This is a genomic window from Flavobacterium sp., assembly GCF_036405015.1.
Taxonomy (GTDB): Bacteria; Bacteroidota; Bacteroidia; order Flavobacteriales; family Flavobacteriaceae; genus Flavobacterium.
Genome location: NZ_DASWYK010000205.1, coordinates 1 through 23,233 on the forward strand (window position 1 = coordinate 1; position 23,233 = coordinate 23,233).

Below are 23,233 nucleotides of genomic sequence, written 5' to 3' on the forward strand. Positions count from 1 at the left end.
CGAAAGCGAAGAAAGTCCTTGGTAAAAATTAAAATAAAAAACTCGAAACCCTCATGATTTTTAATTTTTGAGGGTTTTAGCATTTAAATAACGTTCAATTTTAAAGGAAAGTAGTATTTTAGTCGGCATTATAAAAGAAAATACCATGTCAATTACAACAGAAGCAGAATTAGCTGGAATGAAAAAAGCGAGTGAAGCAGTAGCGTTTACCTTAAGAGAAATGCGAAAATATGCCAAAGCAGGTATGTCAACCAAAGAACTAGATGATTATGGCGGACAAATCTTAAATGATCTTGGAGCTAAATCTGCACCTTATTTGACTTACGGTTTTCCTGGATGGACTTGCATTAGTGTTGGTAACGAATTTTGCCACGGAATTCCATCTGAAAAAAGAATTCTTCAAGAAGGAGATTTAATCAATATTGATGTTTCGGCAGAATTAAACGGTTTTTGGTCAGATAATGGAGGTTCATTTGTAATTGGATCGGATGTAAACGAACACCAAAAACTGGTAGAAGCTTCCAAACAAATTCTTCACAAAGCAATTCATAACATAAAAGGCGGCGTTCGTATTTCTGATATTGGCTTTTTAATAGAAACGGAAGCAAAGAAAAAAGGTTATAAAGTCATTAAAAACCTTACTGGACATGGTGTCGGAAGAAGTCTTCATGAAGCACCGCATGAAATTGCCAATTACAGAGATCGTTTTAATGTTACAAGATTTAAAAAGAATTCGGTAGTGGCTATAGAGACTTTCATTTCTACTACTTCAACTTATGCCGAAACATTGCAAGATGGCTGGACAATGGTTGGAAATAAAGGCGGTTTCATGGCACAACATGAACATACAATTGTCGTTACAGAAGGCAAACCAATCATTTTAACAGAAATGAATGAAATCTGGAATTAAAAACTTCAATAAACCAAAAAACTCCATTATTGCTAGTGGAGTTTTTTATAATCAATAATTTATTATTAATAATTATTTATGCAGGTTCCCAAAGTTCAATTTTATTACCTTCAGTGTCCATTATATGTACAAATTTTCCATAATCGTACGTTTCGATATCATCAAGAATCGTAACTCCGTTTGCTTTTAATTTTTCTACCAGACCTTCAATATTCTGAACGCGATAGTTAATCATAAACTCTTTTTTAGAGGGCGAAAAATATTCATCTCCTTTCTTAAAAGGACACCATTGTGTTGATTCTATCTGTTCTGGGTTTTCCAAATTTCTAGATTCAAAACTAGCAGATCCCCAATCACTAATTTCTAATCCTAAGTTTTTGGCGTACCAATCCTTAGTTTCTTTTGGATTGTCAAGAAAAAAGAAAATACCGCCAATTCCTGTTACTTTTGGTGTATTATCCGATGATTTATACTCTTCCATATTCTTGTTTTTTATAATTCAATAGCTAAGTTAAATTATTTCTTTCTACATCACGATTTTATACTCTTCTAATAATTTATAAAATAAATGTACCGAGTTCAAATGTTGTTCTTTTGTTATATGTAAATTAAAAACTTCTTCCCAAACTATATTTCTTGGATTAATTCCTAAGCTATATGCCAAAATCATATTCGCCCATCCAGCTGTTGATTCATAATAATTTAATTTCTTAGCAATCCATTCATTAAAAGGTTGGTTTACTGATTCCTTTATTATTTTATTTTCACAGATACCTAGATAATAACCTGAAATAAAAATTTTAAGATGATTTAGAGTTACTTCACCAATAAACATTGCAGGGCGGCTTTCTATATTTTTTAATAAATTATAGCACTCTCTTATCATATTTGATTTTTATTTATTTTTATATTTTGAACTAAAATTTAAATTTAAGACTTCATAATGAAAACCGAACGAATATATAAATTATTATTTTCCAGTGTATATCCATTGTACATTCAAAAAGTCTAAAAAAAGGGAAGAACCCAAGAAGAACTGGATACGGTAATCAAATGGTTAACAGGATATACCGAAGAACAGCTTAAAGTACAAATTGAAAAGAAAGCAGACTTTGAAATGTTCTTTGCTGAAGCTCCACAGCTCAATCCCAATGCTTCTAAAATCACTGGGGTTATATGTGGTTATCGTGTAGAAGAAATAGAAGATCCATTGATCCAAAAACTAAGATATCTAGACAAATTGGTTGACGAATTAGCCAAAGGAAAAAAGATGGAGAAGATCCTTAGGGAATAATAAAAACCTCCTAATCGGACTTCTGGACACAAATATTTTATTTAAAAAAGGATTAATTCCGTAGGAATGTTTGGTCGGTAGAATAAATTTTTAATTGCGATAATACGTTCCGTAGGAACGTTTGATTAATCGACGGTTTATTATTTCTGTTAATCAGATGTCCTTACAGGACATAATACAAAACGACATTTTTTTGCTACCAACCAGATATTCCTAACGGAATATTTAATATTTTACAATACTAAATTTGATCTGTTTACATCTGTTCAATTCATCTTATCTGCGGACTATTAAAAGATGTATCCAGACGATTGCCTAATTTGCAGGTTTTTACTTTTAAACTCTTAGTAAACCGCGAAATCCTCTCGCCGCATAATAAGAATCTGCTCCGTTATGATAAACAAAAACAGTGTTGTATCTAAAATCGGAAAATACCGCTCCGCCTAGCTTTCTGATCTCTGGTGGCGTTAAAATCCAGCTAGATGTTTTGGTGTCAAATTTCCCAAGCTTTTGCAACTCTTTGTATTGTTCTTCGTTTAAGATTTCAATTCCCATTTGTTGCGCCATATTTACAGCGCTGTCGGCAGGTTTGTGTTCTTTTCGTTTTTCAAGAGCCTCGTGATCGTAACAAATACTTCTTCTTCCTTTGGGACTTTCAGGAGCGCAATCTACAAAAAGATATTCATCTGTAGTTTTATCATAACCTATAACATCAGGCTCACCTTCGGTTCTTTCCATTTCTTCTAGCGACCATATTTTTTCAGGATTCGCTTTTAATTTTGCTTCAATTTTTGACCAATCCAGATTTTTATGACGATTGCTGTTTTTTTCAAAACGTTTTTCAAGTATACTTAAAATTTCTTCTTGTTCGTTTGCAGTCAGTTGTTTTTTCATAGTCCTGATTTTTTAATTAACAATACATTTTCTGGTTTCTGGTCTGTAATACCAAGAAATAACAGTTAAAACAATTAGCAATAGTGGTCCAAAAAGTGCTATTAATTCATCTCCTACAGCTAAATGAGAAATTACTGCACCAGACATAGCAAAGAAAAAACCTGCATAAGCCCATTCTTTCAATAAAGCAAATTTAGGAATAAGAATAGCCATTACACCTAACAGTTTCCAAACTCCCAAAATTGTTAAAAAATAAAGCGGATAACCTAAATGTTTCATCATCTCTGTTTCTTCTTTGATTTGCATTAATTGTACAATTCCGGTTGATATCATTCCTAAAGCCAGCCAAAGTGTGGCAATCCAATAAATAATTTTATTCTTTTTACTCATCTTATTTTAGTTTAGTTACAATTTCTTCTAATCGATCATGTGCCATATTTAAGCCCATTGCAAATGGCAGTTTCAATTGTGTCAATCTATGCTCAATAGATTTATAAATTATCTGCATGGTCAGTTTACTAGTTTCGTTAGTTAGTTTCTCAAACTCCAAAAACTCAAGCTGAGGCGCAAAATTGACATTTTCCATTTCAAAGGTGCGTACTATTTTTTCATTCGCAACAAAATCATGAATAACGCCATTGGCTTTAAAAACAACATTTCCGTTAGGATCACTGGTTTCAAATTGCCATGCTCCATTTTTTCTATTTTCAAGCTGAATCACTTTTGTTCCCATCCATTGGGCTACAATTTCGGGTTCTGTATAAGCTTTAAACAGTAACTCTACAGGCAAATCAAATTCTCTTGTAATTACAAGATCCTGTTTGTTTTCTTCAGCGTGAATTTTCGTCTTCTTATCCATGGTTTATTCTTTATAGTTTTTCATAATTGCTTCTAACTTATTAAAGCGTTCGTCCCACATTTTTCTAAAAGGTTCGATAAAGTTGTCTATTTCTTTCATTTTTTGAGGATTTAAATGATAATAAATTTCTCGTCCACTTTGTGTCTGATGTAATAATTCGCATTCACTTAAAATCTGAATATGTTTGGAAATCGTCTGTCTTGACGAATTAAAATTCTCCGCAATTGCACCAGGTGTCATTGCTTGTATAGCTACTAAACTCAAAATAGCTCTTCTTGTTGGATCGGCTATTGCTTGAAAAACATCTCTTCTAATTTCCATTACGCAGTTATTTGACTGCAAATATAACGAAGTCATTTGACTGCGCAATATTTTTATATCATTTTTTTGTGAAATACTATTTTTTGAACAAAAAGAAAAACCTTTAAACTAATAAATTTAAAGGTTTTATATAGAATTTTATTTAAAGATATTAATCTAATCCAGCAAACTGAAAAGGTTTAGCTTCTTTAAAATTTAGTAACGATTCACCAGCGTAATTTTCATTATTAGCCAAACTTAACTTTTTAATTTTTCCTTTTTCACTAAAATCAATTTTACTGAATTCTACCCAAATAACGTTCGGATTTAGCACATTATCAAAATAATAAACCAGATTTTTTTGATCGGCAACTGTTCTCCAACGGGTAGAGGAGATGTTTGGTTCTGTTTCTGAAGAAATTCCCAACGGAACAGAGCAATTTCTAATAACGCCAAAAACACTTGCCAGCGCTGTTCTAGTATTATCTGTTTTCGGAATAGCATCAATGTAATACGAAGCTCTTACAAAACGATCGGCAGCTCTGTTGGTTCCAGGAAGCATTATTGTTCCCGGAATGCTTTTCCAATAAGTGTTTATTGCCAATTGCTCATCAAAAATAGGAGAGTTGGTCATAGCAACGTATTTTCGATCATGGTGAATTACTAATTTTCCATTGATATATTCAAAAATAGCGTTATCGCCAGAAGCATCTGAAATGGATAAATGTACAGTTGCAAATATATTCGTGCCTGGAATATGCGAAGAAACAATCACAAAATCATTTTTCTCTAATGCGGTTACGGCTTCAGAAACGGTAGAAAAATTATCTAAAACATATTGTAACCATAGAGAAACCGCTAGACCTTTTACTTTTCCGTTCTTTTCAAATTTTGGATATTGTGACTCCACCAGCCATAAAAGATTGCCCACAAGACCTTTTTCGTTCATTCCATCTGAAGAAGCAATATCCCAAGAACTTGTAATAACGCTTCCATATCTTGATTTCCATTTAACAGAACTAGTTCCTGCTTCACCAAAACGATCAATACCACGTGGAAAAATCCATAAATTGGCAGGAATTTCACCTTTCCAATCCATTGATCTGGCTGTAATTATTGTTCCATTTAAACCTTCGTAAACAATTCTGGTACAAGGAAGTGCCGTTTCAGAAATTAGTACAAAAGCTAGTAAAAGCGATAAAACTCTTTTTCGTGATTTCATAATCTTTGCATTTTAATTAAACATTGATTTGTATGATGATTACTTGGGGATTCAAAATATATTATTTGAAAGCAAAATATACTTTTAGGAAAAACATTATCTGCAATTTACGGATTTTAATGTAATATTTAGATTATAAAATCAATAGCAACCAGTAAATAAAACTGTTTAACAGAAAGTACTACTAAGTTTAGAATTATTATTTATAATAATTCTAAATAATTTTGTAGTTGAAATAAATTCAGTTACTTTTGAAAACTTCAAAAAAATTATTTATACACTGATACTATTTCTATAAATGATCAAAAAGGTTCTGAAAACATTAAAAATCCTTCTGTTTATCTTTGTAACTTTAATAGCAATTGGTTATGTCTTTGAACATATTTCTCGCTTCTATTTTGACAGTAAAAGACCTGTAAACTCAGAGTTTGTTGAAGTTGACGGAAGAAAAATTCATTATAAAAAAGTTGGAAACGGAAACTGTACTGTTGTTTTTGAATCGGGTTTAGGGGGTGATTATCTGCATTGGCAGGAATTACAAAAGAAACTTTCAAAAAACTATACCACAATAGCTTATGATAAAGCCGGAATTATGTGGAGTGATGCTTGTGAAAATGTTTCTTTAAGAAGATATGCAGACGATTTAAAACAGCTTCTGGAAAAAACAGATTGTCCAAAACCTTATATCTTGGTTGGACATTCTTTTGGAGGAATCACATCAAGATTGTTTATTAAAGAAAATGCTAAAGATTTGGCAGGAATTGTATTTGTAGATGTTTCTCACCCAAAACAATTAGAAAAATCATCTTCACCATTAAAAAATTCTGTTCAGCCTCCGCCAAGATTGCTTTTAAGTTTTTTAAATGAAATTGGCGCTATTAGGATTTTATACGCTAGCACTCCATTTACAACAGCTGTTCCGCAAGAACATTGGTTCAATAAAAACGTCAAAACCTACTTCTACCGCATTTTTGACGGAATGATGACTGAATTGGAAAATGATAAAAAATTAATGAAGGAAGCTTCGCAAATTGACGATTTTGGCTCTATTCCTTTAACAATTATTACAGCCAAATACCCGAATGGAGTAGAAGGCGCAAGAGATAAAAGTTTAGAAAAAGAATATTTAGAAATTCATCTGTGTCTTCAAAAAGATCTTCTTAATCTATCAACGAACAGCAGACAGGTTTTTGCCAACAAAAGCGGTCATTATGTAACACTTCAAGAATCAGAGCTTATTTTTAATGAAATCAAAAGATTAGCGCCAAAATAATTCTGGCGCTAAGTCTTTTAAAATTTAAAGTTCAATATTTTTTTCAATTCGTATTTGCTCCAGAAAAGATTGATCATGCGAAATTACAATCAAAGTTCCCTGATATTCATTAATAGCAGCAGTAAGGATTTCTATATTCTGAATATCTAAATTATTGGTAGGTTCGTCTAAGATAATCATCTCAGGAGCTTCATTGCTAATGGTCAAACAACACAGCATTAATCGCATTCTTTCGCCGCCACTTAGTGCGTTACAAGATTTATCCCAATCCTTTTGAGAGAACAAAAAACGATTCAATCTCATTTTAACATCGTGTTCTTCTAAACCACAATCGTTAAAGGTTTGTGCTTGCTCGTAAATATTCATATTGCTTTGCAAAAGAGAATAATCTTGATCAATGTAAATTGTTTTCTTGATTGACGAAATACTTTTTCCGCTTTTGGGTTGTATTTCTCCCAGAATAATTTTGATTAAAGTTGTTTTTCCTGAGCCATTTAAACCTTTAATATGAAGCCGATTACCAGAAATAATTTCAAAACTGAGATTTTTTTTCCAGATTTGTTGTTCTCCATAACTATAATTAATTTCTTCTGCCTTAAAAATTGCTTTTCCTTTGATAAATGAAGTATTATTAAACCCAAATTTCATTTGATCTATTACAGGAAGCGACGAACGAAGTTGTCTTAAATCATCAGATATACCACTGATTTTTTCTGCATGAACATCTTTTATTTTAGAACTACTATTTTCAGCTTTATTGCGAAGCGTATTCATCATAATTCTTGCAACACCTGATTTTTCCTGTTTCTTTTTACCTCTTGAATCTAATTTATTCTGACGTTCGATTGTTTCGCGTTCTTTTTCTTTAGCCTTTTTAAGCGCTTTCTCTTTACTCTGAACATCTTGCTCTAAAGCATTATTTTCTATTTTTTTCTGTTCACTATAAAAATCATAATTTCCACCATAAATAGAAATTCCATTTTTAGTCATTTCATAAGTTTTATCGAGAAGATTTAAAAGCGTTCTGTCATGACTTACAATTAATAGGGAACTTGATGTTGTTTTTATGAAATCATACAATAAAGTTCTCGCTTCAAAATCCAAATGATTGCTCGGTTCGTCTAATAAAACTAAGTCGGGCTGATGAATCATAATTCCCGAGAGGAAAACTTTTGTTTTTTGTCCGCCACTTAGGGTTTCCATTTTTTGTTCTAAATCCAAATCCTGAAGTTTCCAATAAGACAATGCTTCATTGCAACGATCTTCAATTGTCCAATCGTCATTTAAAAGCTGCAGATTTTCTTCTGTCACATTACCTTCAAGTATTTCTTTAAGTGATTTTATTTTATCCTTTATATACAAGGCTTCAGAAATTGTCAATTCATCAAACTGACCAAATAATTGAGGTACAAAATAAGGAGTTGCATTTTGTATAATCTGTCCTGAATAAGACTGTAATTGTCCTGCAATGATTTTTAACAGCGTAGATTTTCCAACGCCATTATTTCCGACCAAAGCAACTTTATCGTGTTTGTTTACAGTAAAACTAATGTTTTGAAACAGCAAGTTTTTATTCTCATGCTGATGAGAAATATTTTGAAGAATAAGCATAATTCCTTTCTTTTATAGATAAATAATCGAGTTGCCACAAGCTTGCGGTTACTCACTAAATTTTCCGAAAGAAATTATTTTTCACATATAGCGTTAGGTATTTGAAGTAGGCAAAGATATTATTTTTAACTCTAAAAATCAAAAAACCATTCTTAACACGTTGAAAAGAATGGTTTTTTTATATGAACTTAAGCTCTCAGCTTATATCTTAAATCTTATCAAGAGTAATTTTAGCCTCTTTGGCATCTAAAATTAACTTATCATCTGTAATAGTACTTACACAAGGGTAAGGTGTTCCAACTTCATCTTTAATTACCAAGCTTGTTCCCTTTTTTGTCAAGGCATAAGTACCTTCTGTTATTTCACGCAACAAATATCCCGTAACGTGACCATCTTCCGTAAAAGTAAGTGTTCCGTTGGTTAAAATTGCATTTTTTGTAGAATCTGACATCGGTGTTTTAGCTTCAACAGCAGTAACTTTCCATGAATTCACTAGCTTATTTCTTTTACTATGACATGAAACCATTAATACTACAGCAATTGCAATTACGAGGGTAAATAATTTAGAGTTTTTCATGATTTTGTGATTAAAAGTTAAACAGGAAAAAGTTACAAAAAAAAACAACATTAAATAATTCGTAATCAAATATTTATAAATATTTTTTTACAACATAAAAAGATGCTTTTTTTATTTAATTACAAAGGGAAAAACTGAAATCTTAATTAAGAGTAAGTGCTCCTAAAATTTCTTCATACATAAAAGGACCTCCAGGATACTTTGCTGTATAGTCCAAATTCATCCATACTTGGCCGCGTTCATCAATATGATAGTGCAATTTTTTACCGTAACTTTCCTTTACAAAAAGAACGTTTTTAATCAAATAATTGACTTTTTCTAAGTCTATCATCGAACCAATTAAAATCTCTGGATAAATATGCCCTTTGGTATGAATAAGTCTCGGAGTTCCACCAATTGATCGAATAGCCGCCGCCATCAAAATAGAATGATCATCGCAATCGCCAGAAAAATAATCTAAAGATTCGCTGGCGGTTGCAATATAATCACCATCTTTTGGGTCGTTAACATAATTCCATCTACCGTTTATTTCTTTAAAAACAGCAAAACACTGAATGATAGTTCTATAATCCGAATATCCTCTAATTCCTTTAAAATGTTTACTTGTAGCCATAATAGCAAAGTTGCGCACTCTTGGATTCTGATATTCTATTGCATTTATAATTTTTGATTTATTGGGAAATGGAAGCAATTTAGCCACAATAATATCCTGAGGATATGGATTATCAGACATGGTATAAATCATCGAATTATAATCTTCTGAGATCTCACTGAAACCATAATTGCCAATAACGCTTCCGTAAAACAACACCAATAAGTAAGCCGCAATACACAAAATAATAATCGTTCTGAGATACATTAGAAGAAAAAATATAGCTGCAAAAACAAAAATAAAGATGAATACACGATCCAGATTGAATGCCCATTCTAAATCGATTAAATTTTGATGCAGTATGATGAAAATCGGAATGGTAATCAAAAAACTTAAAATCGAAATAATAATCCTGTCCCAAGGTGATTTCACCTGTAACTTAGATTTTAATCTCGGAAAGTCGATTTTAGGGAATTTCATCATACGAATCAAAAAAGCAGTATTACAGTGCTTTTACGGTTTCTACAAAAATACTTTTTTTATCAATAATTCCCAGATCAAATAATTGATTTTGAATTTTATTAAAAGACTTTTCTGTTAAATTTTTCTGTGACCACTGTGTTAATTTCAGCCACTCTTTAATATCTGAAGCTTTTTGATTAAAAAGCTTTGATAACTTTTTATCAATTTCAGGAATCTCTTTAAAATCAACAGTTGTTTTATTGATTATTTCTAAGATTTTCTCTACTACTTTTGGGTTCTTTTTTAAGAACTCATCACGAACCGCAATAATAAAAGAAGGCCAAGGAGTAGGGCAGTCGTCTATACGTCTGAATATTCCTTGATCTACAAGAGGTTTTGTCATAAAACGCTCCCACATAAAATAGTCTGCTTTTTGGTTGGTCAAAGCATCGACAGCGCCATCAATCGTATTAACAATTTCAAATTCCAGGTCATCAGCTTGCCAGCCTTGTTCACTTGCATTGACATAAGCCATTAGCTGCGATCCAGAACCTACTCTTGAGATGGCTACTTTTTTGTTTTTAAGATCTTTTAAAGTCTGGAAATCTGATTTTGCATCTACGTGAATTCCCCAGATTAAAGGCGATTGAACATAAATCTGAACGATCTTACTCGGATTGCCTGCCGAAATATCTTTCAGAATTCCTTCTGTTAAAATTACCGCTAAATCTGTTTCTCCATCTCGAAGCATTTGACACATTTTCCCGGTACCTTCGGGAACATTTGTCCATTTTAAGTCGATGCCCTCTTCTTCAAATTCGCCATTTTCTATGCATAGATGCCATGGCAAATTGAAGTGTTCCGGAACACCCGCAATTTTGACAGTTTTCATTTTATTTTAAGTTTAAGTTAAGTTGCTTGTTTGGTATGCGTATGCGTATGCGTAATTATGAGTCTGATTGGTTGAATTTTTAAACACATAGAAATATAGTTATTTATCCTTAAAAAGGATTGCAGTACACATAGCTATGTGTTAAAGCTTACTTTTTCAATGTTCTTAAAAAGAAACAACAAAAAACTATGTTTCTATGTGTTTAATTTAATTTTTTAATAAATCTGCTCGATGTTTTTCAGAAAGACAAGGTTCTGCATATTCGATAATCTCCTGTGTTTCATAATCGTTTAATAGGCTTCTTACCAAAGAATAATCAACATCTTTCGCAATTTCTACAGCAAAAAAGGTTTCATTTAATTCTTCAGATAAACAATTAATTGCCTTCAATTTTTCGCGGATGATTTCTTTATCAAAACCTTTTTCTAATACCGCTATTTGAACAATCGAATTTCCTGAATTCTGAATTGTTTTTTTATGCATGAATTTTTCCTCTGTTTCATCATATTCAGCGTAAAAAATATCGTCTGTTGCAATTAAAGGCCCAAAAAAAGGAATATTATCCAATTTAAAAAGACCTTTTTCCAGATCTATAATTTCTGCCCACATGGTTTCAGAAACTACTTCATCGAGATAATCACTGTAATATTTAAATAGTATTTTTTTATGAGTTTCAGACATTATTCTATTTCGTTTATTATGGCTTTTAAGGATGATATTACTATTCGATAGCCGTCTGGATCCTGAATCATTTTTCCATTCTCTTTCCAATATGGATTGACAGGTTCTATCGTTGAAATATTACTGTATTCGAGCTTATGAATTAAATCGTTATAATTTGAAATCGTTTTTGGATAAAGCACAATTATATCATCTTCATCAAAAGAATGACTGGCTTTTTCATTAGACTGTGTAAATTCAAAATGCCAGTCTAAACCTGATTTTCCAATAAAAATTCCATCGTAATTATTATGTTTTTCAAAACCGCCCAACAATTCAAAACCAAGAATGTCAACGTAGAAATCTTCAATCTTTTTTAGATTATTTGTATGTCTTGCAACTCTTAAAAACATAATAATACCATTTATAATTATCTAATTTTCAAATCGCTTATTAATTACCAGCAAGTTTATTTAACGTGTAAGCAATTAATTCATCAACGGCTTTATATGGATCTTCACTAAAAGTTCCAGATGCACGATTGGCAATAATTGCATTAAGCGATAATGCATTGTGCCCCAAAAGAGCAGAAAGTCCATATATTGCAGCGGTTTCCATCTCTAAATTAGTAATTTTAGTTTCATTAAAACTAAAATTATCCATTTTATTATTTAGTTCTTCATCCTGAATGTTTAAACGTAAAACTCTTCCTTGTGGACCGTAAAATCCTCCCGCAGTTGCTGTAATTCCTTTAAAGATTCGATTAGATTCGATTAATTTTTCTAACTTTTCAGAACATTGCGTTACATAAGGTTTTCCTTTTTTAGGATCCCAATTCGTATGTTTTACAAATGCGTCTTCGATTTCGGTAATCGAAACATCATCAATCAAATAGGAGCGAAGCATATTGTCTAATCCTAAACCAAATTTCGACATTACAAAACTGTCAACTGGAATATCTTCTTGCAGTGAACCTGAAGTTCCAATTCTAATAATATTTAATGATGTTAAAGTTTCTTTTGGTTCTCTTGTTTTTAAATCGATATTTACTAAAGCGTCTAATTCGTTTAAAACAATATCAATGTTGTCTGGCCCAATTCCCGTTGAAATTACAGAAATTCTCTTGCCTTTGTAAATTCCGGTTTGAGTTTTAAATTCTCTTTTTTGAGTTGAATATTCGATCGAATCGAAAAACTGAGTGATTTTTTCTACTCGGTTTTGATCACCAACAAATATAATGTCGTGCGCAATATGTTCAGGACGAAGGTTTAGATGATAAACACTTCCGTCTGGATTTAATATTAATTCTGATGATTGTATCATTTTTTTCTTTTTAAGGTTCAAAGGAACAAAGTGACAAAGGGTCAAAGTTTTTTTCTTGGAATTTTAATTTCCTAACCACCTACACGTTTGGTTTTAAATCCTTTTTCTTTTAGGATAGCCATAATTTTGTCACGGTAATCGCCTTGAATTATGATTGAATCATCTTTAAAAGTACCACCAACGCTCAGTTTTGTTTTGATTTCTTTGGCTAAGATTTTAAAATCTTCGTCAGAACCTTCATAACCTTCAATGATTGTAGTTGCTTTCCCTTTTCTTTTTTCAAATTTACAGATCATTGGCTCTTTTTGAACGTAAAGAACGTGTTCTTGTTCTTCAACTTCCTCTGGTTCATTCGATTCAACGTGATCTGGAAATAAATTTTTTAATTGATCTTTAAAGTCCATATTTTTTTATTCTAAAAATAAATTCCAAGTATAAAGATATCTAAAAATTAAATTCCAAACCCCAAGAAAAACTTGGAATTTGGAATTTTAATATTGGAATTTATTAAAGTTTATTTTTTAATTAAACCTAACTCTACTAAACGCTCATGCAAGAACTCCCCAGCAGTAATATCCTCGTATTTCTTTGGGTTTTCTTCATCAATACAATTTTCAAGACAATCCAAACGCATATCGCTTACTGGGTGCATGAAAAATGGAATTGAATAGCGTGAAGTTCCCCACAATTCTCTTGGCGGATTTACCACTTGGTGAATAGTAGATTTTAATTTGTTGTTTGTATGTCTAGACAACATATCGCCAACGTTGATTACCAATTCATCGTCTTCTGCAATGGCATCAATCCAATCTCCATTATGATTTTGAACTTGTAATCCTCTACCTTGAGCTCCCATCAATAATGTGATCAAGTTAATATCACCGTGAGCTGCCGCGCGAATTGCGTTTTCTGGCTCAGAAGTAATAGGAGGATAGTGAATTGGTCTCAAAATAGAGTTTCCTTCTTTTGCATATTCATCAAAATAAAACTCATCAAGACCTAAATGTAAAGCCAAAGCTCTTAATACATAAACTCCAGTTTTTTCCAGTTTCTGATAGGCTTCTTTACCAACTACATTAAAACGAGGTAATTCAGTCACTTCAACATTATCTGGATATTCTGATGCCCATCTAGAATCTTTGTCAACATATTGACCAAAATGCCAGAATTCTTTTAAATCCCCTTCTTTGCGTCCTTTAGCATGTTCTTTTCCAAAAGAAACATAACCTCTTTGGCCGCCAATTCCAGGAATTTCATATTTATGCTTAGTTTCTAATGGCAAGGCGAAAAAGTTTCTAATTTCACCATAAAGTTCGTCCACCAATTGATCATCAAGAAAATGACCTTTTAAGGCTACGAAGCCAATGTTTTCAAATGCACTGCCGATTTCATTTACAAATTTTTGTTTACGTTCCGGGTTGTCCGAAAGGAAATCACGTAAGTCTACACTAGGAATGTTTTGCATACTTTACATTTTATATTTAAGAAAAAAGGTGTCATAAGCACCTTTCGCTAACAAAGGTAGAGAATATTTTAGGAAATAATCTCAAGGCAGACTATTAAAAGCTCATTTCTGACTAAAAAATATTTTAGAATCCAATAAAATTGACGCAAATTGTTATATTTGAAACACTCAAAAAACTAAAAATTACATGATTTTTTACCGACAGAACCTAACCGACGCTCAATTATTAGACTTATATAAAAAACTACTAAAGCCAAGATTAATCGAAGAAAAGATGCTTATCTTGATTCGACAGGGCAAAGTTTCCAAATGGTTTTCTGGAATAGGACAAGAAGCTATTGCGGTTGGAGTTACTGCTGTTTTAGATCAGTCTGAATATATACTTCCAATGCACCGAAATTTGGGTGTTTTTACAACAAGAGAAATTCCGCTTCACCGTTTATTTTCACAATGGCAGGGAAAAGCGAACGGTTTTACAAAAGGTCGTGACAGAAGTTTTCACTTTGGAACGCAGGAATATAATATTATCGGAATGATTTCGCATTTAGGTCCACAATTAGGAATCGCTGACGGAATCGCTCTTGCAAATAAACTTCAAGACAATAAAAAAATCACAGCTGTTTTTACTGGTGAAGGCGCTACAAGTGAAGGAGATTTTCACGAAGCATTAAATATTGCAGCGGTCTGGAAGCTTCCTGTATTATTTATTATAGAAAATAATGGTTACGGACTTTCAACTCCAACTAACGAACAATATGCTTGCGAAAATCTTGCAGACAAAGGAATTGGTTACGGAATTGAAAGCTGGATTATTGACGGAAATAATATTGTAGAAGTTTATAATAAACTTTCGCAGTTAAAAGAAGAAATGAAAGAAAATCCAAGACCGATTTTACTTGAATTTAAAACTTTTAGAATGCGCGGGCATGAAGAAGCAAGTGGTACAAAATACGTTCCGCAGGATTTAATGGATCAATGGGAATTGAGAGATCCTGTCGCTAATTACAAAAGATATTTACTAGAAAACGGAATTCTTACGGAAGAATTAGACGATCAATTTCGTTCTGAAATCAAACAAGAAATTGATGAAAACTGGGCAATGGCAAATGCCGAACCAGAAACCGAACCAACTTATAGTGGAGAATTAGATGATGTTTACAAACTATATCAATATGAAGAGTTTACTACAGAATCTGAAACTGAAAATATTCGTTTTATTGACGCTATTCGAAATGGTTTAAACGAATCTATGCAACGTCATCGAAATTTGGTTTTAATGGGACAAGATATTGCAGAATATGGGGGCGCTTTTAAAATCACGGACGGTTTTGTAGAATTCTTTGGAAAGGATCGTGTTCGTAATACACCAATCTGTGAGAGCGCTATTGTTTCAACCGGAATGGGATTATCTATAAACGGATATAAAGCCATTGTTGAAATGCAATTTGCAGATTTCGTTTCTACAGGATTTAATCCGATTGTGAATCTTTTGGCTAAATCTCATTATCGCTGGGGCGAAAAAGCCGATGTTGTAGTTCGTATGCCTTGTGGCGGAGGAACTCAGGCTGGCCCTTTCCACTCGCAAACTAATGAAGCTTGGTTTACCAAAACCCCTGGTTTAAAAGTCGTTTATCCAGCATTTCCTTATGATGCAAAAGGTCTTTTAAACACTTCAATTAACGATCCAAATCCTGTATTGTTTTTCGAACACAAATTATTATATAGAAGTATATATCAAGAAGTTCCTAAGGAATATTATACTATTCCTTTAGGTAAAGCCGCTTTGGTAAAAGAAGGGAAATCGGTAACGATTATCTCATTTGGAGCTCCTATTCATTGGGCTTTAGAAACATTAACCCGTAATCCAGAAATTGATGCTGATTTAATCGATTTAAGAACATTGCAGCCTTTAGATACTGAAACTATTTTTGCCTCAGTTAAGAAAACTGGAAAAGCGATTATCTACCAAGAAGACACTTTATTCGGTGGAATTGCAAGTGATATTTCGGCCTTAATTATGGAAAATTGCTTCGAATATCTTGATGCTCCTGTAAAACGTGTAGCGAGTTTAGATTCGCCGATTCCGTTTACTAAAGCTTTGGAAGATCAGTTTTTACCAAGAAATAGATTTGAGGAAACTTTGCTTGAGCTTCTAAATTACTAAGAATCTAAGTCTTTTAAACTTTATAAATAGAATAGGATGAGTAAAACTCATCCTATTTTTGTATCGTATTCTAAGAAATACCTCAGAACCTTAGAATCTTAGCAACTCAGAACCTCTTATTTAGCCTCAACTTCAAAAAGCTGTACTTGACTTTTCAATCTTTCGATCAGTAAATTCATCATTCGTTTATTTAAATTAGATGAATTTTGTATGTAAGTATCATATTCATCAATTGTAAAAAGCCCCATTATGATTCCTTTTAATGAATTTCTGAATTTAATATCTTTTTGAATGGAATTTTCAATTGCCTGCAATTTCTTTTCAACGGAATAAGAGTAAAAATCTCTTTTGTTTTTATTGATATAATTGATAAAAACAGCAATAAATAAATCGTTTTGAAGTTTTAAAATCGGTCTGATGGTCTGGTTTTGAAATAACTCATCTGGAGAAGATTGAGCACTTACGGTTCCTAAAGTTTCGCCTCTGAATTCTTTTAAAAAAGTGTCTCTATCTTCCATGGTATTTGTTTTTAGTTTTATTTAAAGTTAACTAAATAATCCCACAGTAAAACCTATTTTTGTTTATATAAAAATAAATTATGCGAATATTTCTGTTTATCTGCTTATTACTAGCTTCTTGCAATTCTAAAGAAGACAAAGAAAAATACAATCATAAACTTTATCGTTCTGTAAACAATAAAGATACTGCTGTTTTAGACATTCATATCAATGATAAAAGATTTTACGGGCGATACGAAATTTCACATTACGGAACAGGAAAAGATTCCGGAGACGTTAGAGGTGATCTTAGAGGAGATACTCTTCGTGGCGATTATCATTACATTTCTTTTGGAGGAAATTGGAAAAGAGTACCAATTGCGATTTTACAGAAAAACGAAAAGCTTTATTTAGGAAAAGGAGTAATTGGAACTTATTTTAATCTTCCTTGCTTTGTTCCTGAAGTACCAATTGATTATTCAAATTCTGAGTTTATTTTTGAAAAAATAGAAAAGGAGTAGGGCTACTTGTACATCTTTTAACCGCAAAGCACGCAAAGTTTTTTTGACTATGTAAATCTTAAAAAGCGCAAAGTTCGCAAAGCTTTGTATGAAAAACTTTGCGAACTTTGCGTAAATCTTTGCGTGAATTGCGGTTAAAAATTACCCAATAGTTGATGGCAGTTCAAAAATTTCGAGATCAAAATATCTTACTGAAGCCATGACATGGTCAAAAATATCAGCCATGATATATTCGTAGTTGGCCCAACGTTTATCACTAGAAAAAACATAAATTTCCAACGGAACTCCATGCGCAGTCGACTGTAATTGTCTACATATAATATGCATATTTTTGTTTAATCCTGGATGATCATTTAAATATTGCATGATGTACTTTCGAAACAATCCTAAATTGGTCATATTTCGGCCATTTAACGAAAACGTTTTGTCAATACCTCTCAAATCGTTGTATCGGTCAATTTCCGCTTGACGGCTATCTATATATGAGGTTATTAGTTGAATTTTTCGTAATTGATGCAAATCTTCATCATTCAAAAAACGAATAGTACTGCTTTTTATTAAAACATGTCTTTTAATACGTCTTCCATCAGATTTTTGCATTCCGCGCCAATTCTGAAATGAATCTGAACTTAGAGCATAAGTCGGAATTGTGGTTATCGTATTGTCGAAATTTCGAACTTTTACTGTCGTCAAATTGATTTCGATTACATCTCCATCGGCTCCGAATTTATCCATTGTAATCCAGTCACCTATACGAACCATATCGTTTATGGCAACTTGAACACTCGACACAAATCCAAGAATCGTATCTCTGAAAATCAAGATAATAATCGCTGAAAGTGTTCCTAAAATGGTTAATAATTCACCTCTTTTGATTCCGAACAGCGTTGAAATAATCATTGCAACTCCAAAAATCCAGAGAATAATCATGATGACCTGAACAAAACTATCAATTGGCTTGTCGCTGTATTCAGGCTTTTGTTTTAAATAATCACGTAATGAGTTAAAAATTGTTCTGACAATCCATAATCCTAGTAATACAATGTAAATACCAACTATTTTTCCGAACATTAATTCCCAATACTCAAACTTATCCAAAATTATGGGAACCGCTTTATAAATAAAGAAAAACGGAATTAAATAAGCTGTATATCTGGTGGTTTTATTTTGAATTAAATAATCATCAAACTTTGTTTTGGTACGCTGTGCAAAAATGGCAGTCAAAGTGACTAAAATAAATTTGGCTACATAATATATAATGTAAGCCAGCGCTATTAAAATAGCAATATTAAAGATCAGGCTTGTATAAGAAGCAACATTGCGACTCATTCCCCAATCTCTAAATACGGGATATAAAAAATTAAATATTTTCTCCAAAAGCTTAAGCATTTGCTTTAGTTTCTAAATATTTTTTTTCAACATAAAAAGTTCCAAACGGAATAAGTGAAGCTACTAGAATGATTCCGAAAGTTTTTAAATCCCAATTCATTGATTTTTTCAATAAAAAAGCTAAAATAATGTATCCAATAAACAACACTCCGTGAGTCATTCCTAACGGACGCAATAATGTATGATAAAGTTCAGGATTATTATTCTTGATAATCAACATATTAGCAAATAATACTAAATAAGAGATTCCTTCTAAAATGGCAGTAATTTTGAAAATCTTGAGCATGTATATATTTTTTAAGTTTTATGCCAGCAAAATTAAGGATTCTGGATTGATTTCAGAATTTAAAAATTCAAAATTAACTCCGTTCAAGATCTTTAAAATTGGAATTTGGAATTTAAAATTTTGAAAATTATCTTTACTGTATGAGTAAAAAAGATTTAAAAAAATATTTAGGCGAGTTAACCAAAGAGCAATTAGAAGAACAATTAATAGAATTGTATGAAAAATTTGCACCTGTAAAAGTATATTACGACTTTGTTTTTAATCCTAAAGAAGACAAATTATTGCAGGAGGCAAAGGTTAAAATCTCTCACGAATATTTTCCAATCAAAAAGCCAGGTGCAAAATGGCGTCCAAAGGCCAAAATGCGAAGATCGGTGGCTCAAAAATTAATCAAACATTTTATAATGCTTGGAGTTGACTCTTACGTTGTAGCCGATATTATGCTTTATAATATTGAAATTGCGCAAACGTTTTCTTCTCAAAACTTCATCAAGCAGGAATTATTTTACAAAAGTATGTTTAATTCTTTTGAACAAGCTGTTAATTTTATCATTTCAAACGGAATTTTTAACGATTTTAAATTACGAATTAATGGCATTTTTGAAGAAACTATAGAACAAAAATGGAAAAATAAGTACGATTTTGAGACTATTTTGGATAAAATTGACTCCTAAAAGCGCTTCCCATAAAAAATCTTTATTTAAAAAAAACATTAATTTTAGTTTAAAATAAGATGAATAACTGTTTTTTCGACGTATTTTTGCAAAAATCCAAAAATAAACAATGTCTCAAAACACTTTAGAAATACAAAGAGAAGAGAAAAAAGAACTTTATGCATATCAAAAAGGCGATATTGACGCTATTTTTGACCGTTTAGACAATGCTCCTCCGAAACATCACTTATTGTATCAGCTTCCAACGGGAGGAGGAAAAACAGTGATATTTTCTGAGATCGTTCGCCGCTATTTATCAAACAACGATAAAAAAGTGGTTGTTTTAACGCACCGTATAGAATTATGTAAGCAAACTTCAAAAATGCTGACAGGATTTGGTGTGACAAACAAGATTATCAATAGTAAAGTAAAAGAATTACCTGATCAAAACGATTTTTCTTGTTTTGTGGCAATGGTTGAAACTTTGAAAAACCGTATTAATGATGAAAAACTTCATTTAGATAATATCGGTTTGGTTATTATTGATGAGGCGCATTACAACTCTTTTAGAAAGTTATTAAACTCATTTAAAAATGCTTTTATTCTTGGAGTAACAGCAACGCCTTTGAGTTCTAATATCAAGCTACCAATGCATCAAAGTTATAATGAACTTATTGTTGGTGATACTATTGGTTCATTGATTGATAAAGGATTTTTGGCAAAAGCTACAACTTACAGCTATGATGTTGGTTTGACTTCGTTAAAAGTGGGAATCAATGGTGATTATACTGTAAAATCATCAGATGATTTGTATACTAATACTTTGATGCAGGAAAAGCTTCTTCATGCTTATACTGAGCGTTCTTTGGGTAAGAAAACGTTGATTTTCAACAACGGTATTCATACTTCATTGTATGTATATGAAACCTTTAGAGAAGCAGGTTATGACATTAGACACCTTGATAATACAAGTAGTTCTGAAGAACGTAAAGATATCCTACAATGGTTTAAAAAGACACCAGATGCTATTTTGACTTCTGTCGGAATTTTAACAACTGGTTTTGATGAACCAACAGTAGAAACTATTATTCTAAACAGAGCAACAAAATCTTTGACATTATATTTCCAAATGATTGGTCGTGGCTCTCGTAAACTTCCTGGAAAAGATGAATTTACAGTTATCGATTTAGGAAATAATGCAGCACGTTTTGGTTTATGGAGTGACCCTGTAAACTGGCAACATATCTTTAAATCACCAGAGTTTTATTTGGAAAACCTTCGTGATGACCACGAAATTGAGATGTTTTTCAAATACAGTATGCCACCAGAATTACGAGCAAAATTCAGTAAAACGGCTGATGTATCTTTCGATGTTGATGAAGAACATAAATTAATCATCAAACAAAATTTACGTTCGAAAGTAGTTTTAGATAAATCTCTGGATCAACATGCTGGAATGTGTGTCGATAATACCGAAACACTTCAGGAAGCTAAAATGCTGGCAAAAGAACTGGATGATGATATTGAAGATCGTATTAAACGTTATTCTAAATGTTTAAGCCAATGTAGTAAAAACTACCGTGAATGGCTGGTAGATGATTACAAACAAAGATTAACTTTATTAATCGGTAAAAAATATCGTGAGAAAATCATGAACGAACCAGATTGATAATTCGAGTTTATAAAAAAATAGATGATCTTTGTCAAAGTTTTAAGCTTTGACAAAGATTTTTATTTTAACGTCATTTTAAAAAATTAATTAAAATCTAGAGTAATCTGTAAAAATCTAAAATCAGAAATCTAAATTCTAAAATCTAAAATACTCATGTCTAAACCATTCTCAACATTAGGAATTTCAGCTCCAATTTTAAAAGCTTTAAGCGAACTAAATATTGTTGAACCAACAGAAATTCAGCAAAAAACAATTCCGTTATTCTTGAGCGAAACTCATGATATTGTAGGTTTAGCCAAAACAGGAACCGGAAAAACGGCTGCTTTCGGATTGCCATTATTACAATTAGTTAATGCAGAATCAACTGAAGTTCAAGCTGTAATTTTAGTTCCAACGAGAGAATTGGGCCAACAGATTTTTAGAAATTTAGAAGATTTTTCAAAGTATATTTCAACTATTTCAATTGCATCAATTTGCGGAGGAACTCCAATAAAACCACAAATAGAAAGATTGAAAGAAGGTGCTCAAATTGTTGTAGCAACTCCAGGTCGTTTAATCGATTTGATTCAGCGAAAAGCAATTAACATTAAAAAAGCGGAATATTTAGTTTTAGATGAAGCGGATGAAATGGTTTCTATTCTAAAAGAAAGTTTGGATGAGATTATTGCTGAATTACCTAAAAAACACCGTACTTTATTATTTTCAGCGACTCTTCCTGGAACTATAAAACAACTGATTCAGAATTATTTGCATAAAAATGTAGTTCAGATCAGTGCCAGTATGGAAACCGTTGGAAACGAAGGAATTGATCATGAATATATTGTAGTCGATCCGATTGAAAAACTAGAAGTTTTAATGCATTTCCTAAATTCTAGAGATGGCGAAAGAGGAATTATTTTCTGTAAAACTAAAGCTGCAGTTAATAAATTAGCTAAAAATCTAGCAATCAATAAATTTTCTTCTGGAGCACTTCATGGTAGTTTAACTCAAGGAATTCGTGATAGAATTATGGAGCAATTCCGTGAAGGTCATATCAATATTTTAGTTGCCACCGATTTGGCAGCGAGAGGAATTGACGTTAAAGAAATTTCATATGTTATCAACTATCATCTTCCTGATACTTACGAAAATTATGTTCACAGAAGTGGAAGAACAGCAAGGGCAGGAGCAAAAGGGCTTTCTCTAACTGTTTTACAGCAAGAAGAAGTTTTTGAAATTGCCGATTTTGAAAGAGAATTAGGAATCAAATTTTCGGAGTTTAAAAAACCTTCGGCTGCAAGTTTAGAAGAAAATAATATGCTTTTATGGGCGAAACAAATCTTTAAGACAAAACCAAATCATGAACTTTCAGGCGATTTAAAAACAAAAGTAAAAACTGTTTTTCATCATTTGACTAAAGACGAACTAATCGAGAAATTGATGGCGAGTTATATCTTGCAGAACAAAATCGATATAGTTGATAAAACAGTTAAAAAAATCAAAAAGTAAATAATATGACTTTTGTCATTGTTTATTAAAGTTGTACTTTTATAAGGAATTATTCTATAATCCTATTAATTACAACATATATGAAAATAGTCATTATTGGAGGCGGATTTGCGGGACTAAATCTAGCAAAAGAGCTTGTAAATCAGCCTCAAATACAAGTAACACTTGTAGACAAAAATAATTATAACTTTTTCCCACCACTTATATATCAAGTTGCTACGGCTTTTTT

27 protein-coding genes and 1 pseudogene are annotated in these 23,233 nt (G+C 31.9%); 9 read left to right on the top strand and 19 right to left on the bottom strand.

Features of this window, described 5'->3' with window-relative positions:
• Window positions 1-145: 145 nt before the first annotated feature.
• Window positions 146-910 carry a type I methionyl aminopeptidase gene (gene map, locus VGE71_RS17360; RefSeq protein ID WP_331139441.1) on the top strand — a complete coding sequence of 255 codons (765 nt, stop codon included), beginning with the start codon at window positions 146-148 and terminating at the stop codon, window positions 908-910.
• A 76-nt stretch (window positions 911-986) separates the two neighbouring features.
• On the opposite strand, the gene VGE71_RS17365 is transcribed toward map, so the two are convergent.
• The gene (locus tag VGE71_RS17365) at window positions 987-1,391 is read right to left on the bottom strand and encodes a VOC family protein (protein WP_331139442.1); all 405 of its coding nucleotides are present in this window, start codon (window positions 1,389-1,391) and stop codon (window positions 987-989) included.
• Window positions 1,392-1,436: 45 nt separating this feature from the next.
• Window positions 1,437-1,796, bottom strand: a complete 360-nt coding sequence (locus VGE71_RS17370) for a hypothetical protein (RefSeq protein WP_331139443.1) — start codon at window positions 1,794-1,796, stop codon at window positions 1,437-1,439.
• A 57-nt stretch (window positions 1,797-1,853) separates the two neighbouring features.
• Here VGE71_RS17370 and VGE71_RS17375 point away from each other — a divergent pair.
• Window positions 1,854-2,204, top strand: a pseudogene (locus VGE71_RS17375) (DUF2200 domain-containing protein).
• Between the two features lie 336 nt (window positions 2,205-2,540).
• Here VGE71_RS17375 and VGE71_RS17380 read toward each other — a convergent pair.
• The 5 genes from VGE71_RS17380 to VGE71_RS17400 form a co-directional block, all read right to left on the bottom strand.
• Window positions 2,541-3,098: a DUF4256 domain-containing protein gene (locus tag VGE71_RS17380; protein ID WP_331139444.1), complete on the bottom strand. Its 558-nt coding sequence runs from the start codon at window positions 3,096-3,098 to the stop codon at window positions 2,541-2,543.
• Window positions 3,099-3,110: 12 nt separating this feature from the next.
• Window positions 3,111-3,488: a DoxX family protein gene (locus VGE71_RS17385; protein WP_331139445.1), complete on the bottom strand. Its 378-nt coding sequence runs from the start codon at window positions 3,486-3,488 to the stop codon at window positions 3,111-3,113.
• Between the two features lies 1 nt (window position 3,489).
• Window positions 3,490-3,957 carry an SRPBCC domain-containing protein gene (locus tag VGE71_RS17390; protein ID WP_331139446.1) on the bottom strand — a complete coding sequence of 156 codons (468 nt, stop codon included), beginning with the start codon at window positions 3,955-3,957 and terminating at the stop codon, window positions 3,490-3,492.
• A 3-nt stretch (window positions 3,958-3,960) separates the two neighbouring features.
• Entirely contained in the window at window positions 3,961-4,278 is a 318-nt protein-coding gene (locus tag VGE71_RS17395; RefSeq protein ID WP_331139447.1) for a metalloregulator ArsR/SmtB family transcription factor, read from the bottom strand.
• Window positions 4,279-4,429: 151 nt separating this feature from the next.
• The gene (locus VGE71_RS17400) at window positions 4,430-5,479 is read right to left on the bottom strand and encodes a linear amide C-N hydrolase (protein ID WP_331139448.1); all 1,050 of its coding nucleotides are present in this window, start codon (window positions 5,477-5,479) and stop codon (window positions 4,430-4,432) included.
• A gap of 298 nt (window positions 5,480-5,777) precedes the next feature.
• Between VGE71_RS17400 and VGE71_RS17405 the strand changes: the two genes are divergently transcribed.
• Window positions 5,778-6,752 (top strand): alpha/beta hydrolase, encoded by a 975-nt coding sequence (locus tag VGE71_RS17405; RefSeq protein WP_331139449.1) that lies wholly within the window; start codon window positions 5,778-5,780, stop codon window positions 6,750-6,752.
• A 24-nt stretch (window positions 6,753-6,776) separates the two neighbouring features.
• Here VGE71_RS17405 and VGE71_RS17410 read toward each other — a convergent pair whose 3' ends face one another.
• The 9 genes from VGE71_RS17410 to VGE71_RS17450 form a co-directional block, all read right to left on the bottom strand.
• Window positions 6,777-8,363 (bottom strand): ABC-F family ATP-binding cassette domain-containing protein, encoded by a 1,587-nt coding sequence (locus VGE71_RS17410; protein ID WP_331139450.1) that lies wholly within the window; start codon window positions 8,361-8,363, stop codon window positions 6,777-6,779.
• Window positions 8,364-8,571: 208 nt separating this feature from the next.
• Window positions 8,572-8,940, bottom strand: coding sequence for a hypothetical protein (locus VGE71_RS17415; protein ID WP_331139451.1), 369 nt, complete (start codon window positions 8,938-8,940; stop codon window positions 8,572-8,574).
• A 142-nt stretch (window positions 8,941-9,082) separates the two neighbouring features.
• A complete protein-coding gene (locus VGE71_RS17420; protein WP_144212702.1) occupies window positions 9,083-10,015 on the bottom strand; it encodes a transglutaminase in 933 nt (310 codons plus the stop codon).
• A 19-nt stretch (window positions 10,016-10,034) separates the two neighbouring features.
• Window positions 10,035-10,886 carry a substrate-binding domain-containing protein gene (locus tag VGE71_RS17425; RefSeq protein WP_331139452.1) on the bottom strand — a complete coding sequence of 284 codons (852 nt, stop codon included), beginning with the start codon at window positions 10,884-10,886 and terminating at the stop codon, window positions 10,035-10,037.
• A 207-nt stretch (window positions 10,887-11,093) separates the two neighbouring features.
• Window positions 11,094-11,567, bottom strand: coding sequence for a DUF4265 domain-containing protein (locus VGE71_RS17430; protein WP_331139453.1), 474 nt, complete (start codon window positions 11,565-11,567; stop codon window positions 11,094-11,096).
• Entirely contained in the window at window positions 11,567-11,959 is a 393-nt protein-coding gene (locus VGE71_RS17435) for a VOC family protein (RefSeq protein ID WP_331139454.1), read from the bottom strand. Before VGE71_RS17435 ends, VGE71_RS17430 begins: the two co-directional genes overlap by 1 nt.
• Window positions 11,960-11,999: 40 nt before the next feature.
• Window positions 12,000-12,869: a nucleoside phosphorylase gene (locus tag VGE71_RS17440; protein ID WP_331139455.1), complete on the bottom strand. Its 870-nt coding sequence runs from the start codon at window positions 12,867-12,869 to the stop codon at window positions 12,000-12,002.
• 71 nt (window positions 12,870-12,940) lie between these two features.
• Window positions 12,941-13,273: a translation initiation factor gene (locus tag VGE71_RS17445; protein ID WP_144212712.1), complete on the bottom strand. Its 333-nt coding sequence runs from the start codon at window positions 13,271-13,273 to the stop codon at window positions 12,941-12,943.
• 110 nt (window positions 13,274-13,383) lie between these two features.
• Window positions 13,384-14,334, bottom strand: a complete 951-nt coding sequence (locus VGE71_RS17450; protein ID WP_331139456.1) for an isopenicillin N synthase family dioxygenase — start codon at window positions 14,332-14,334, stop codon at window positions 13,384-13,386.
• Between the two features lie 187 nt (window positions 14,335-14,521).
• Here VGE71_RS17450 and VGE71_RS17455 point away from each other — a divergent pair, with 187 nt between their 5' ends.
• Window positions 14,522-16,498, top strand: coding sequence for a dehydrogenase E1 component subunit alpha/beta (locus VGE71_RS17455; RefSeq protein ID WP_331139457.1), 1,977 nt, complete (start codon window positions 14,522-14,524; stop codon window positions 16,496-16,498).
• Between the two features lie 116 nt (window positions 16,499-16,614).
• On the opposite strand, the gene VGE71_RS17460 is transcribed toward VGE71_RS17455, so the two are convergent.
• Entirely contained in the window at window positions 16,615-17,016 is a 402-nt protein-coding gene (locus tag VGE71_RS17460; RefSeq protein ID WP_331139458.1) for a glyoxalase, read from the bottom strand.
• An 80-nt stretch (window positions 17,017-17,096) separates the two neighbouring features.
• On the opposite strand from VGE71_RS17460, the gene VGE71_RS17465 reads away from it, so the two are divergent.
• The gene (locus VGE71_RS17465; protein WP_331139459.1) at window positions 17,097-17,516 is read left to right on the top strand and encodes a hypothetical protein; all 420 of its coding nucleotides are present in this window, start codon (window positions 17,097-17,099) and stop codon (window positions 17,514-17,516) included.
• A 141-nt stretch (window positions 17,517-17,657) separates the two neighbouring features.
• Here the strand turns inward: VGE71_RS17465 and VGE71_RS17470 are convergent, their stop codons facing one another.
• Together VGE71_RS17470 and VGE71_RS17475 are read right to left on the bottom strand one after the other, a co-directional pair.
• Entirely contained in the window at window positions 17,658-18,905 is a 1,248-nt protein-coding gene (locus tag VGE71_RS17470; protein WP_331139460.1) for a mechanosensitive ion channel family protein, read from the bottom strand.
• On the bottom strand, window positions 18,898-19,191 hold the full coding sequence (locus VGE71_RS17475) for a DUF3817 domain-containing protein (RefSeq protein ID WP_144212724.1): 294 nt from the start codon (window positions 19,189-19,191) through the stop codon (window positions 18,898-18,900). The genes VGE71_RS17470 and VGE71_RS17475 overlap by 8 nt, the downstream gene beginning before the upstream one ends.
• Before the next feature lie 140 nt (window positions 19,192-19,331).
• Between VGE71_RS17475 and VGE71_RS17480 the strand changes: the two genes are divergently transcribed.
• The 4 genes from VGE71_RS17480 to VGE71_RS17495 form a co-directional block, all read left to right on the top strand.
• Window positions 19,332-19,865, top strand: a complete 534-nt coding sequence (locus VGE71_RS17480) for a DUF6155 family protein (protein WP_331139461.1) — start codon at window positions 19,332-19,334, stop codon at window positions 19,863-19,865.
• A 109-nt stretch (window positions 19,866-19,974) separates the two neighbouring features.
• Complete coding sequence (locus VGE71_RS17485) at window positions 19,975-21,513, top strand: DEAD/DEAH box helicase (protein ID WP_144212728.1); 1,539 nt, start codon at window positions 19,975-19,977, stop codon at window positions 21,511-21,513.
• Window positions 21,514-21,669: 156 nt separating this feature from the next.
• Complete coding sequence (locus VGE71_RS17490) at window positions 21,670-23,004, top strand: DEAD/DEAH box helicase (protein ID WP_331139462.1); 1,335 nt, start codon at window positions 21,670-21,672, stop codon at window positions 23,002-23,004.
• Between the two features lie 80 nt (window positions 23,005-23,084).
• Window positions 23,085-23,233, top strand: a 149-nt coding sequence (locus VGE71_RS17495) for an FAD-dependent oxidoreductase (protein WP_331139463.1), incomplete at its 3' end; no start/stop codon positions are given.